Source organism: Cutibacterium sp. LaCa_286, from assembly GCF_057198075.1.
In genome coordinates this window covers 1,583,013-1,595,332 of sequence record NZ_CP191091.1, presented here as the reverse complement: position 1 = coordinate 1,595,332, position 12,320 = coordinate 1,583,013, and the positions used below count along the sequence as shown (strand labels likewise).

General features: G+C 61.4%; 11 protein-coding genes and 1 pseudogene. 9 read left to right on the top strand and 3 right to left on the bottom strand.

The window, feature by feature from the left end:
• Positions 1 to 69 precede the first annotated feature (69 nt).
• Positions 70 to 1,404, top strand: coding sequence for a C1 family peptidase (locus ACP8JZ_RS06845; RefSeq protein WP_484482305.1), 1,335 nt, complete (start codon positions 70 to 72; stop codon positions 1,402 to 1,404).
• 231 nt (positions 1,405 to 1,635) lie between these two features.
• Positions 1,636 to 2,004, top strand: a complete 369-nt coding sequence (locus ACP8JZ_RS06840; RefSeq protein WP_023034271.1) for a hypothetical protein — start codon at positions 1,636 to 1,638, stop codon at positions 2,002 to 2,004.
• Positions 2,005 to 2,593: 589 nt separating this feature from the next.
• Here ACP8JZ_RS06840 and ACP8JZ_RS06835 read toward each other — a convergent pair.
• Both ACP8JZ_RS06835 and ACP8JZ_RS06830 read right to left on the bottom strand, forming a co-directional pair.
• Positions 2,594 to 3,241 (bottom strand): ATP-binding cassette domain-containing protein, encoded by a 648-nt coding sequence (locus ACP8JZ_RS06835; RefSeq protein ID WP_484484252.1) that lies wholly within the window; start codon positions 3,239 to 3,241, stop codon positions 2,594 to 2,596.
• Positions 3,242 to 3,379: 138 nt separating this feature from the next.
• Positions 3,380 to 3,904 (bottom strand): EXLDI protein, encoded by a 525-nt coding sequence (locus ACP8JZ_RS06830; protein WP_023034266.1) that lies wholly within the window; start codon positions 3,902 to 3,904, stop codon positions 3,380 to 3,382.
• Between the two features lie 403 nt (positions 3,905 to 4,307).
• Here ACP8JZ_RS06830 and ACP8JZ_RS06825 point away from each other — a divergent pair, with 403 nt between their 5' ends.
• From ACP8JZ_RS06825 to ACP8JZ_RS06810, 4 genes are all read left to right on the top strand, one after another.
• Entirely contained in the window at positions 4,308 to 4,799 is a 492-nt protein-coding gene (locus ACP8JZ_RS06825) for an 8-oxo-dGTP diphosphatase (RefSeq protein WP_036902744.1), read from the top strand.
• Between the two features lie 124 nt (positions 4,800 to 4,923).
• Complete coding sequence (locus ACP8JZ_RS06820) at positions 4,924 to 6,093, top strand: ABC transporter substrate-binding protein (protein WP_484482304.1); 1,170 nt, start codon at positions 4,924 to 4,926, stop codon at positions 6,091 to 6,093.
• A 22-nt stretch (positions 6,094 to 6,115) separates the two neighbouring features.
• A complete protein-coding gene (locus ACP8JZ_RS06815; protein ID WP_484482303.1) occupies positions 6,116 to 7,195 on the top strand; it encodes a FecCD family ABC transporter permease in 1,080 nt (359 codons plus the stop codon).
• On the top strand, positions 7,192 to 7,944 hold the full coding sequence (locus ACP8JZ_RS06810) for an ABC transporter ATP-binding protein (protein ID WP_484482302.1): 753 nt from the start codon (positions 7,192 to 7,194) through the stop codon (positions 7,942 to 7,944). Before ACP8JZ_RS06815 ends, ACP8JZ_RS06810 begins: the two co-directional genes overlap by 4 nt.
• A gap of 26 nt (positions 7,945 to 7,970) precedes the next feature.
• On the opposite strand, the gene ACP8JZ_RS06805 is transcribed toward ACP8JZ_RS06810, so the two are convergent.
• Complete coding sequence (locus tag ACP8JZ_RS06805) at positions 7,971 to 8,396, bottom strand: hypothetical protein (RefSeq protein ID WP_069103026.1); 426 nt, start codon at positions 8,394 to 8,396, stop codon at positions 7,971 to 7,973.
• 154 nt (positions 8,397 to 8,550) lie between these two features.
• On the opposite strand from ACP8JZ_RS06805, the pseudogene ACP8JZ_RS06800 reads away from it, so the two are divergent.
• The 3 genes and pseudogenes from ACP8JZ_RS06800 to guaB all read left to right on the top strand — a co-directional run.
• Positions 8,551 to 8,892, top strand: a pseudogene (locus ACP8JZ_RS06800) (TCP-1/cpn60 chaperonin family protein); the annotation flags it as partial.
• Positions 8,893 to 9,022: 130 nt separating this feature from the next.
• Entirely contained in the window at positions 9,023 to 10,678 is a 1,656-nt protein-coding gene (gene mptB, locus ACP8JZ_RS06795) for a polyprenol phosphomannose-dependent alpha 1,6 mannosyltransferase MptB (protein WP_484482301.1), read from the top strand.
• Between the two features lie 74 nt (positions 10,679 to 10,752).
• A complete protein-coding gene (gene guaB, locus ACP8JZ_RS06790; protein WP_021105746.1) occupies positions 10,753 to 12,258 on the top strand; it encodes an IMP dehydrogenase in 1,506 nt (501 codons plus the stop codon).
• Positions 12,259 to 12,320: the final 62 nt, after the last annotated feature.

Below are 12,320 nucleotides of genomic sequence, written 5' to 3'. Positions count from 1 at the left end.
CGTCGCTCGTAACAGTGCTCTACTGTGCCATTCTGTGAAACATTATTGAGAGATCGGAGTGGATGAGGAATGAGTGAACTCTTCGTTCTTGACGCCAGTTTTAGTACGCTTCGCGCGAAGTCCTTCACCAATGACGCCGTTGGACGGCTGGTGCAGAATGCTGTGACTGGTACCGGTGCTGATACTGTCAGTCTGGACCGCACCCTCGTCAATAGTGTTGACGAGACGACCTCTCAGCGGCTCGATTCCTGGAAGGTAATCGACCAGAAGAATTCCGGACGGTGCTGGGAATTCGCTGGACTTAATGTGCTGCGCGCCAAAGTCATTGATGAGCTTAAAGTTGATGACTTCCAGTTTTCGCAGAACTACATCGCGTTTTTCGACAAGCTCGAAAAGGCCAACCACACCCTGTCGCGTGCTATCGCTACTGCCTCCCGTGATGCCAGCGAGGAGGAGGTGCGCTCCATCATGGACTACCCGAGTGAGGACGGCGGCTGGTGGTTCCAGTTCACTGACATCGTCGCGAAATATGGGTTGGTGCCGTCATGGGCGATGCCTGACACAGAGTCTGCAGGAAATACTGCTCAGATGAATCAGGCACTTGCGACGGTACTGCGTAGGGCTATCGGGCGCATTCGGGAGGGGGCCACGAACTCTGACCCGGCTGAAGGGTCGGCCCACATGGAGGCAGTGCGCAACGAGGCCCTGAACGCGGTGTGGCGGATTTTGGCGATCCACCTGGGGACTCCGCCTACCAGCTTCATGTGGCAGTACCGCGACAAGGATAAGAACTTCCACCGCAAGGGCACCTACACCCCGCTGAAGTTTGCCCATGAGATCGTGCCACAAGCCTTCGACCCGTGGTTGGCCCTCGCCCATGACCCGCGCGAAGAACACCCGGTGGGCCGCACCTACGTCCACGAGCACACCCCGTACATGGAGGGTGGCACCCCATATTGGCATCTGTCGGTGGGCCTTGATCTCCTTAAGAAGACCATTGTCGAGTCAATTGCTGACGGTGAGCCGGTGTGGTTCTCCTGCGATGTCAAGAAGCAATTCGACAAAGACCTGGGCATCTGGGATGCGAAGCTGCATGACTACGAGGCCCTCTACGGCATCGACATGGACATCTCGAAGGCTGAAAGGTTGCGGTTGCGTGAATCCGGTGGCACTCACGCCATGACCTTCGTCGGGGTTGATCTGGTTGACGATGTCCCGGTGCGCTGGAGGGTTGAGAACTCCTGGGGTGACGAGGTGGGCCGCAAGGGATTCTTCACGATGAACGACTCGTGGTTCGATGAATACGTCTACGAGGTCATCGTGCCCCGTTCCCGGGTGTCCGATGACATTGCCAAAGCCTGCGACCAGGAGCCCATTGTGTTGCCTGAGTGGGACATGATCTGAGTTCCCTGCCGACATGGATCTGCCCGCCCGCAGCGTGGTGGCGCATGCGATGGATGTCCAGACCGGAGAAATCTTCAGAGCTAGACGTTGCTCCGACCTGACTGAAGTGACGGCGTGGATCACGACCCTGCCGGGCCCGGCTGCGGTCATCTACAGTGACGGTCCCTGATGAGCTCACTTAAGCCGCCCGTGACCTGGTGAGGGCCTGCGAGGAACTGCTGCAGTGACCTGATGCCGGCTCGTCACCGCCTGTCGAATTGGTTGTTGAGGCATGAGGTTGTCTACTCGGACGGGCAGGCTTGGGCCGGTGCCCACGATGCCTGGGTGCGACGGCAGCGCTTCGGCTTGCCACTGGTCCAAGCCACGTTCGACGAGGGCTACGACTCCGTTGTCACGATCGCGGCCATGGATGCCGACAGTCCCTGGACCGGCACCGTTCACCGGCCGGGCTGCTTGCGCGGGATCTCCACGTTGACCGGGTTCGCTCTGGCGGTCGAGATCGGTGGCTGGAGCCGATTCACCGGCAACTCCATCGGAGCGATCCGCGAAACACCTATGGGCAGCCACCATGACCGGCGGCGTCTCGTCCCGCTCGCGTGACAGAAACCGCATCGATATCAGGTGTACTGACCGTACAGGTTGGTTGAAGGATTGCGATTCGAGTGTGTGGGTAGGGGAGGGCCTTACTGGTTGGGTGGGACTTGCGACAGAACCCGTTCAACCAGGAAGGCCCTCTGATGTCTCACGCTAACGCAGTACTGATCCCGGGGCATCGTTTGATCGTTGCCAAGCTTGTCGCCGACGGTGGCGTGCCTATCGCTGAGGTTGCAGGGTGGGCCGAGCATTACCATGCAGGACCGGTCCTCACAGCCCCATCGCAGGCCCAACGCCACCCCATCACCGGTGGACCGAAGAGGGCGAGATAGACGAGAGGCTGCGCGAAGGTCAAGGTGAAGTCACCTCGCGCCCTCAGCGTCAACGTCAGGTAGCCTGAAAAACAGGCTTTCATGAAAGCTGCTCCTTCCCGGGGGTTGTCGTGATCGCCAAGAACGCCTCTTCAAGGGACGCATCACGGGTGGCGATTGAAGTCATCTCGATGGCGTTGGTTGCAAGGATGCTACTGACCACAGCCGCGTCGCGGTTGGGGTGCTTTGACCGGATGCGGATCCGATCGTCGTCTTGCGTTGTGTCAGGGAAAGAGCCGGTTAATAGGTTGACGGTGCGCTCGGTAATGCTTCCCCCAACGGTGACGACCACCTCTCCCAACGCGTATTGCTCGCGAATTGCTGTGGGGGAACCGCTGGCGACTATCGAGCCGTGGTTCAACACACTGACATTGGATAGATGGTCGGCCACCTCGTCGATGTAGTGGGTCGTGATTAGGAAAGCGGCGCGTGTCTCGTGTCGAGCGGCCTGAACCGTCTGCCACAGAGACAGTCGGGTCGCAGGATTGAGGCCCAGGGGTCGGTTCGTCGAGTAAGACCACAGATGGATGCCCCACCAGTGCAAGACCAACCTCGACGACCTTCTTCTGGCCACCGGATAGTCGGCCAACATTCCAGTCCATGAGATAGCCGCAGTTCGGCATCGCCGCAACGGCGTCGACGCTCGCGCGTGCTTGCCGGGCCGACTGCCCGAAACATTGGGCATGGAAGGCCATCTCTTCCCGGCATGTGAGGCCGTATTGGAGCCCACCCTTCTGGGACACATAACCCAAGCAGGAATGCCCCTCAGATGATCCCCACGCCACGTCACCGGAGTCAGCGGAGAGAAGACCGGCAACGATTCTGACGAGAGTAGGCTTCCCAGCTCCATTGGGTCCGAAAAGCCCTATCATTTCACCGGGGTAGAGATCTAGGGAAACCCCGCATAGTGCCGGGATTTCATACCTGCCTGAACGACGTACTTCTTCGTGAGCTGCGCAATAGAGAGTGCTGGCACCGAGGATGTACGGTCTGTGATTGGCGAACGCATCTCAGATATCCAAAACTTCTAGAGGGGGGATGGAGAGGGCTGATTCGACGCGTTCAGCCAAAACAGCGTGTGTCTGACGCAGGTGTTCGGTATCGGGGTATACGACCAGCGTCTTGTCTCCAGTGGTCCAGAAGTCGCGGTCCCAGGTTTCGGGGTGTGACCAGATGTTCTCCTGGCCTGCGGCCCAGTTGGGTAGCTTCCTTTGGATCTTGGTGGCGACAGCCAGCTGGTTCTTGGCCGTCTGATAGACGGTGTCGATGCGGGTCCCTTCTGGGACTGGTTGCCTGACGCGAACCAGACGCCGTCCCATGAAGGTGACCCTGTGGTCGACCTCGTCAGTGCGCAGCGCGAGCTCGATTTCCTCGTAGCCCTCATTCGCTCGCTGATGCTTCTTCACGTAGTCGCGGAGCGCCTCCGCGACGGCCGCAGACAGACCGCCAGCGATCTCACTGGCTTTGGTGAACAGGTTCACGTCGTCTTCCGCGACGTACACGTTTCTACTAGGCATGTACATAACTATGCGCATATACGTAGCGCTCGTCAACCCTCTATCCGCATAGGGATCGCTGAACACTGAGCACCTTCGGGCTGCTAGTGCCGCGGGTGTTCGGGAGACGTCAGGGGAGATGGAACATGGCATCTACACCTAGCGGGTTACGCAAGGCCAGCGCGGCCGTGACCTCGTATCGAGCACAGAGTCCGGGGGCGGAGGGGGTAGGATTCAGGACCCATCAGTAGATTATCCCGCCATCGTCCGGCAGTCAGACGCGCAGCATCAGGATAACGCGTGGCCCACGAATTGCTGGACCGGTACAAGGACGCGCAGCCATGTAGACATCAAGCGCCAAGGGCCCCAGATAAGCTGTCGTGACTGGTCGAGGCTGCCCGTCTCTTGCCACTCGTCTCCGTCGCCCTGAGAGGATGTCCTCATGATGACCCCAATCCTCACCACCCTTGGTTTCGTCATGCACCCCGATGGCGAACGCGTTCTCATGGTGCATCGCATCGCACGACTTGGCGATGAGCAGCTCGGCAAGTACAACGGGCTGGGAGGCAAGGTGGAACCGGGGGAGGATGTCGTCGCTGGCATGAAGCGCGAATTGCGCGAGGAGGCTGCGATCGAGGTTGACGCCATGCGCCTACGTGGCACCGTCTCGTGGCCGGGGTTCGGGCGGCACGGAGAGGACCATTTCGGATTTATCTTCCTCGTCGACTCGTGGCATCCCATTGCCGACGCCATCCCTGACGCCAATGAAGAGGGGCCACTGACCTGGGAGCGCGTCGATTCGCTCGACGAGTTACCGATGTGGGAGGGGGACCGCTACTTTCTGCCGCTGGTTTTTGATCCTGATGTTCCGCAGTTCCACGGCTGTCTGCCCTATCACGATGGTCGACCGACCGGGTGGTCATACTCGGTGTAAACCTTTGACGCTGGGGGCTTCGTGGATGCGCGGCGTCATGCTTGCACCAAGGCTTAGGTAAGGCTAACCTTAAGCTCACTTTGTATTGACGCTGTACGCCCCCACAGGAAGGCCCGCCACCATCATGAATGTCACAAGAACTCTCGGCGCCATTGCCACGATTGCTCTTACGTTAGGTCTTGGTGCCTGCGCCGGTGGTGCCCAGGAGAAGGCGTCGAGTGGCCATACTCCCGCTCTGAGTGTCACCGATGTTGCAGGGCGCACGGTTTCCTTTGACGCCCAACCTAAGCGCATTCTTTTGGCTGAGGGGCGCGCGCTGATGGCCACCAGTGTCCTGAACAAGGAGAATCCGGCTAAGGATGTGGTAGCCATCGGCGCTGATTTACACAAGGCGGCGCCCAGCTTCGAATCTGCATTGCGTCAGGCCCGCCCACAGGTGAGCAAACTTCCGATGATTGGCAGTATCGCGAAGGGGGACGTCACTGTGGAGAATATGCTGTCGTTCAAGCCCGATGCGGTGGTCATGACTCTGGACCAGAAAGAGGCTGCGGAGAAGGCTGGATTTCTTCAGAAAATGGACCAAGCCAAGATTCCCTATGTTTTCATCGACTTCCGCAGAAAGCCTCTAGAAAACACCACGAAATCGATGGCGACACTCGGTGAAATCTTTGGTGGAAAGGCTATTTCCCGAGCTAAGGAATTCAATAAATTCTATCAATCAAAGGTTGATGACGTGTCACGAAGAGTCTCCCGGGAAAGTGACAAACCTCGCACATTTCTGTGGCGTACTGCCGGGCTTAAGGACTGTTGCTCCACCTATGCGAATCTCAATCTGGGCGACGTCATCACCGCTGCCGGAGGCCACAACCTTGGGGTGGACCTCCTCCGGACATCTGCAGGTGACGTCACCCCAGAGAAGATTGTGGCAACCCAACCCGAACACATCATCGCCACCGGTGGTTCGTGGGCTAAGGATCCGAAGAAACCGGAGTCGGTTCCTCACGTCGAACTTGGATATAACGTCACTGATGACGATGCACAGAGGACCTTGGCTGGCCTGCTCAAGACCCCGGGATTTTCCTTACTCAAGGCCCCGAAGGACGGAAAGTTGCATGCCGTCTATCATCAGTTCTACGACTCTCCCTTTAATGTTTTCGCACTTGAGCAGTTCGCGGCATGGCAGCATCCGAAACAATTCAAGGGTGTCGACCTAACGAAGGATTTCGCTAAATTCCATGAGGACTACTTGCCTTTTGGCTACCGCGGCGTGTTTTTCGTCACGCTGAAGAAGTGAATCCGACGTGAGTAACACTGACATGTTCCTTGCCCGGGAGGATCCTGCCACCGGAATGGTGGCTGTGGTGAGGGGATACTACCGGCGTGCCCGTTGGAAGCGCTGGGCCATTGTCCTGCTTTCGGTCATTGCGGTGGCTGCTTTCCTAGTCACCATCGTGGCTGGCCCCGTGGACATCACTCTTCCCCAGCTGCTGAGAGCACTGGTCAATCCCTCCACGGTGGATGCTCAGACCAGAATGGTGCTGTGGCAATTGCGCATTCCGTCGTCGGTGATGGCGGTACTCATTGGGGTGTGCCTTTCGCTCGCAGGCGCGCACATGCAGACCATCCTGGACAACCCGCTGGCAGAACCTTTCACGTTAGGGATCTCTGCAGCAGCGGCTTTTGGGGCGGCCGCCTCTATCGTCTTGGGGTGGACGATCATTCCCAATTCCCAATTCAACGTGGCGGTCTGCGCAGCAGTGGCATCCCTTGTTGCGGTTGCCATTGTTGCCGCTGTCTCACGCCGCCGTGAAGATGGCCGGGAGTCCATGATCCTGCTTGGTATCGCCCTGGTATTCGGATTCCATGCGCTCCTGGCGCTCTTGCAGTACCGAGCCACCCCGGAGGCCCTCCAACAGATCGTCTTCTGGACGATGGGCTCCCTTCAACGGGCTACGTGGACTTCGAATGCCATCATCGCCGCCGTCCTGGCTATCGCTATTCCCATCACGATCAGGCATTCGGGGCAGCTGACCGCGTTGAGACTCGGAGATGAACGTGCTGCCGCCATGGGGGTGAATGTGCCCCGGCTGAGGTCGCGAATCCTTATTCTGGCGTCACTGCTGGCAGCAGTTACCGTCGCCTTTGCTGGGGTCATCGGATTCGTCGGTCTGGTCGGTCCCCATGTCGCCCGCATCCTGGTTGGCGAGGAGCAGCGATACTTCGCGCCTGCCTCCGCAGCTACTGGGGCCTTCATACTAGCCACCGCCCATGCCCTGTCGATCACCATCATCCCTGGGGTGGCGATACCTATTGGGATCATCACCGCGCTAGTGGGGGTGCCAGTATTCGTTTCCCTCATCCTCACTCGGCATCGTGTCTTCGGAGGGGCATCGTGAACATCCGCTTGTCTAACCTGCACTTGTCTTACGGGCAGCGTCACGTACTCGACGGGGTGAGCCTCGGTCCGCTGGAGCGGGGGACGGTCACTGGGCTGCTCGGACCCAACGGAGCGGGAAAATCCACGCTCATCAAGGCGATCGCCGGGCTGAAGACCCCTACCTCGGGAGAGGTGATCATCAGCGATGACGATGGCCATGTCAGCGGAGCCCAACTGCGCGACGTCGTGGGTTACCTACCCCAGGACGTGCTTGCCACCGCATCCCTGACCGTCCTTGAGTCGGTCCTGACCTCGGCTCGCAGCAGGAGCAAAGCGACGGTGGAACGTGCTGCTCATGTCTTGGAGCGCGTCGGTATTGCCCATATCGCCCACCGCTTCATTTCCCAGCTGTCTGGCGGCCAACGGCAATTGGTGGCGTTGGCGCAGATGGTAGTTCGAGATCCTCAGGTCTTGCTGCTCGACGAGCCCACCTCTGCATTAGATCTGCACAATCAGATCGAGGTGTTGCGCCTAGTGCGCGGAGCCGTTGACAGCGGGCACAGGATGGCAATCGTCGCCCTCCACGACCTGAATCTGGCTGCCTGTTATTGTGACCGCCTGGTGTTGTTACACGAGGGCGGGGTGCATGCCGAAGGATCACCCCCGGAAGTCCTCACCCCGGACGTGTTGGAGCGCGTCTACGGGTTCCGTGCCCGGGTGCTCAGCGACGACGGCATCCCCGTCGTTCGTCCAGTGGTAACCGCGTAATCCGTCAATTGCGGGCGTTATCCTGGTCAGCTGGCTAGCCTGACGATCCACAGAATGAGGCAAACCACCGGAGCCACCCAGCGAGAACTCCACGCTCCGTAGTGAGTTTCCGTAAACATACTGTCTGCTCGAGGGTTGCTCCCTGGCAGGCTGCATGGGGCAATGGCTGTGAGCGCGAGGCTTACCGGCAACAGGATCGAGAACGGTACCGGTGTTGTCACGATTGGGGTATCCGCGAGGACCCCCATCGTGATAATCCCGCCGAGAGCCAGCATGATGGTGACCCCAGCGACGACGTCCTGCCCAGAACCGTCCGGTTCAACGAAGGATTCCACAAAGGTCAACAAGCCGGGAATCACGATGATCGCAATAAAGAGCAGCGCCCAGCTGATGTTCGTGTGGGCGTCCCAGTTGAGAGGCTCGGTGCGTGACGCATAATAGGTCGTCGCCATGGCGCCCAACTGGAATGCCGAACCGATGAAATGGTGGATGTACCACCCTGCTGAACGGCGCGACGGATCTCCCCCGGAAGTGACCCCCGGGACTGCAGGCGCTGGGTAAATCTTGATCGATTCTCGTAGGTGGTGACGGCCACGACGGTACTGATTGCTCGCCTCCGCCAACCTCGCCGACAAGCTCGGGCTCGCCGGCGACGAGCTGGTCGGTGCCCAGATCGTCGAGGAGGCCGTGCGTGAGCCGCTGCGTTGGATCGCCGAGAATGGTGGCGAGCCCGGTTACGTCATTGTCTCCAGGGTTGCCGAGTTGAAGCCCGGGCATGGCTACAACGGCAAGACCGGTGAGTACGTCGATCTCATTGCCGATGGTGTCATCGACCCGGTCAAGGTGACGCGTTCGGCTCTGGCCAATGCCGCTTCCATCGCCTCGTTGCTGCTCACCACCGAGACCTTGGTGGTGGACAAGCCTGACGACGAGGATGACGACAAGTGAGGTCGAGCCTCGAGACACTCGGCTGAGAGGTCCGCGAACGGCCCCGGGAGGTGACTTCCGGGGCCGTCGTGCGTGCTGGGGGTCATGGCGTCACGAGCCGGTAGTGTTGCCGGTGACCGAAAGGACGTGGATGAGCCAGAGACGTGATGAGGCGGTTCCGGACGGTGCGCAGAATGCTGCGGGAACCCCCGCTGCTGCCTCCCACCGGGATCGCACGGCATTCAAGGTGGCCCTTTTCGGGTTCGCCGGTGCTCTCATGATTGCTGAATGGGCCTGGACCGACACCACCCCGACGAGCGGCACGGTGAGCATGAACCAGGTGCTGGCCCGACTGGTCGGAGCGTTGGGGGTCGTCGTCCTGAGCGGGTCATGGCTGGCGACTCGAGGTTGGCGGACCCCTCAACTGTGGCGGGTGCTTGCTGTCTGGGTCCTGCCCCTGATGGTCTGCCCGCCGGTCATGAGCAGTGATGGTTGGGCCTACGCTGCCCAGGGATACCTGTTGGCCAATGGGTTCAATCCCTATGAGGTGCCGCAGGGCAGGGCTGGCGACCTCGGCGCCCTGGTCGATTCGCACTGGAGGGGCAGCACCGCCGTCTACCCACCCGGATCGTTGTGGGGCCAGGCCGGGGCAGTGGCATTGTCTGGCGGACGCCCCCTTGCCACGATCATCACGCTGCGCATGGTGGCGGTGGCAGCGCTGATCCTTCTGGGCATGGCCGTCACACGAGTGGCCCGGCTCGCTGGGGTGGACGAGCACCGTGCCTTCTGGGTGGCGGTCGTCAACCCGTTGACAGTCCTGCAGGTCGTCGGCGGGGTGCACAACGACGGGATGCAGACGGTGATCGGGGTGTGGGCCCTGGTGGTGGCCTGGACGTTGGCGCGGCGTGGTCAGTACTGGTGGGCTGCCATCGGTGGCGGGGCCCTTGTCGGCCTGGCCGGTACCGTCAAGCAGCCCGGTGTGCTCTTCGGCCTCGGCGTCGTGGCCGTCATCTGGGCCCAACTGTGCAATGCCCTCGCTCCTGGGGACGGATCGCAGGGCGAGGAGGCACGGCAGCGCAGGGGCCGACCAGGGGATGGCAGATCCCGCAGAGGTGCGCCGCGAGCGGCCACATCGCGATCACGCGCTGCCCGACCTGGGGCTGCCCGGTCCGCGGCTTCGGCCCGGAAGTCCTCGGCTCACGCCAGCACGTCACCTGGTGCAGCGGGCGGTCGTGCTGCGCGACCGGCCAGCTGGGCACGACTCGTTGCTTTCCTGGCGGTGGCAGCCATGTGCGGTGTCGGCGTCTTCGCGGCAGTGTCCGGCATCGCCGGTCTGGGGCTGGGGTGGCTCAACCCCTCCGGGGGAAATCCGGTGAGTGTGACGAGTGACGCCCCCATCGCCCTCGTCGTCCAGATGCTGGGCTGGGCCGGGGTGTCGGTGCAGCAGATGACTCCAGTCGCCACGGCGGTGAGTCTGAGCCTCACCGGTATCGGGATCATGTGGTGCTGGGTCCAATGGGGGCCCACCGATTCGCGTGCCGGGGATCCACTGCGATTCCAGGCCGCGATACTGGCTGTCTACCTGGTCTGCTCCGTCGCCCTGCAGCCGTGGTATCTCGTGGCTCTGGTGGCCATCGTCGCGCTGATGGAGCTGTCGAGCCGCCGTTGGGAGATGACGGTGACCGTCATCCTCACCGCCACGGCACTGAGCTTCCTGCAGTGGTTCTGCTCCCCGTTCCTCGCCCTGCCGATCGCCGTCCTCGGCGCGTTCCTCGTCTGGAAGGTGGGTGCGCGTGTGGGGGACTAGGATTGAGACGTTCCCCGCCGTTCTCGCACCGTGCGCTGTGTGCACCACGTCCACATGAAAGGCTGCTGTTGTTCATGAGTGATCGCGTCTCATCCGACGAACTTGCACCTCTGGCACTCACCTTCGACGATGTCCTCCTCCAGCCCGAGGAGAGCAACGTCGTGCCGTCCCATGCCGACACCGGGACTCGACTGTCGCGCAACATCAGTCTTGCCATCCCGCTGGTCAGTGCGGCGATGGACACCGTCACCGAGACCCGGATGGCCATCGCCATGGCTCGTGAGGGTGGCCTGGGAATCCTCCACCGCAACATGTCCATCGAGGAGCAGGCCCAGATGGTCGATCAGGTGAAGCGCTCGGAGGCCGGCATGGTCGACGAGCCGATCACCATCTCACCGGAGGCCACCATGGCCGATGCCGAGGAGCTGTGCCACAAGTACCGGATCTCCGGGGTGCCCGTGGTGGACGACCGCACGAGGCTCGTCGGCATCATCACCAACCGCGACATGCGTTTCGAGGATGACATGTCCAAGCCGGTGAGCGAGGTCATGACCCATGCCCCACTGGTCACCGCACCGGTCGGCACCGCCCCCTCGGATGCTCTCAAGCTGCTGGCCGCCCACAAGATCGAGAAACTTCCCTTGGTGGACGCCGATGGCCGTCTCAAGGGCCTGTTCACCCTCAAGGACTTCGTCAAGTCCGACCAGTACCCCAAGGCCACTCGTGACTCCCAGGGGAGGTTGCGGGTGGGTGCCGCCATCGGCTTCTTCGGCACCTCCTTCGAGCGGGCCATGGCCCTCATCGAGGAGGGCATCGACCTCATCGTCGTCGACACCGCCCACGGCCACACCCAGGGGGAACTCGACATGATCCACCGTCTCAAGAGTGACCCGGCCGCCAAGGGGGTGGACATCATCGGTGGCAACGTCGCCACCTACGCAGGAACCAAGGCCCTGTGCGAGGCCGGCGCCGACGGCATCAAGGTCGGCATCGGGCCGGGCTCCATCTGCACCACTCGCGTGGTCGCCGGAGTGGGTGTGCCCCAGGTGACGGCCATCGCCCAGGCAGCACGTGCCGCACGTGAGTTCGGCGTGCCGGTCATTGGTGACGGTGGCCTGCAGTACTCCGGTGACATCGCCAAGGCCCTGGTGGCCGGCGCCGACTCGGTGATGCTCGGCTCGCTGCTCGCCGGGTGCGAGGAGTCTCCCGGGGAACTCGTCTTCATCAACGGCAAGCAGTACAAGAGCTATCGCGGCATGGGCTCGTTGGGAGCCATGTCGGCGCGTGGTGAGAAACTGTCGTACTCCAAGGACCGCTACTTCCAGGGAGACGTCACCAGCAACGACAAGATCGTCCCGGAGGGCATCGAGGGTCAGGTGGCCTACCGTGGTCCGTTGGGCTCGGTCGTCTACCAGCTGGTCGGCGGTCTGCGCCAGGCGATGTTCTACACCGGTTCGGAGACGGTCGACGACCTGCACCGCAACGGACACTTCGTGCGCATCACCTCGGCGGGGCTGCGTGAGTCCCATCCGCACGACATCCAGATGACCGCAGAGGCCCCCAACTACTCCGGACGGTGAGGTGCGTACGCCAGACGGTGACGCCCCACAAGACCTGACCGAGAACGATCAGCAACATGGCC

Excerpts from the sequence above, each read along its gene's own strand:
- ACP8JZ_RS06835 (WP_484484252.1), bottom strand. The coding sequence starts at position 3,241 with ATGATAGGGCTTTTCGGACCCAATGGAGCTGGGAAGCCTACTCTCGTC.
- guaB (WP_021105746.1), top strand. The coding sequence starts at position 10,753 with ATGAGTGATCGCGTCTCATCCGACGAACTTGCACCTCTGGCACTCACC.
- ACP8JZ_RS06815 (WP_484482303.1), top strand. The coding sequence starts at position 6,116 with ATGTTCCTTGCCCGGGAGGATCCTGCCACCGGAATGGTGGCTGTGGTG.
- ACP8JZ_RS06825 (WP_036902744.1), top strand. The coding sequence starts at position 4,308 with ATGATGACCCCAATCCTCACCACCCTTGGTTTCGTCATGCACCCCGAT.
- ACP8JZ_RS06845 (WP_484482305.1), top strand. The coding sequence starts at position 70 with ATGAGTGAACTCTTCGTTCTTGACGCCAGTTTTAGTACGCTTCGCGCG.
- mptB (WP_484482301.1), top strand. The coding sequence starts at position 9,023 with ATGAGCCAGAGACGTGATGAGGCGGTTCCGGACGGTGCGCAGAATGCT.
- ACP8JZ_RS06840 (WP_023034271.1), top strand. The coding sequence starts at position 1,636 with ATGCCGGCTCGTCACCGCCTGTCGAATTGGTTGTTGAGGCATGAGGTT.
- ACP8JZ_RS06830 (WP_023034266.1), bottom strand. The coding sequence starts at position 3,904 with ATGCGCATAGTTATGTACATGCCTAGTAGAAACGTGTACGTCGCGGAA.
- ACP8JZ_RS06820 (WP_484482304.1), top strand. The coding sequence starts at position 4,924 with ATGAATGTCACAAGAACTCTCGGCGCCATTGCCACGATTGCTCTTACG.
- ACP8JZ_RS06805 (WP_069103026.1), bottom strand. The coding sequence starts at position 8,396 with ATGGCGACGACCTATTATGCGTCACGCACCGAGCCTCTCAACTGGGAC.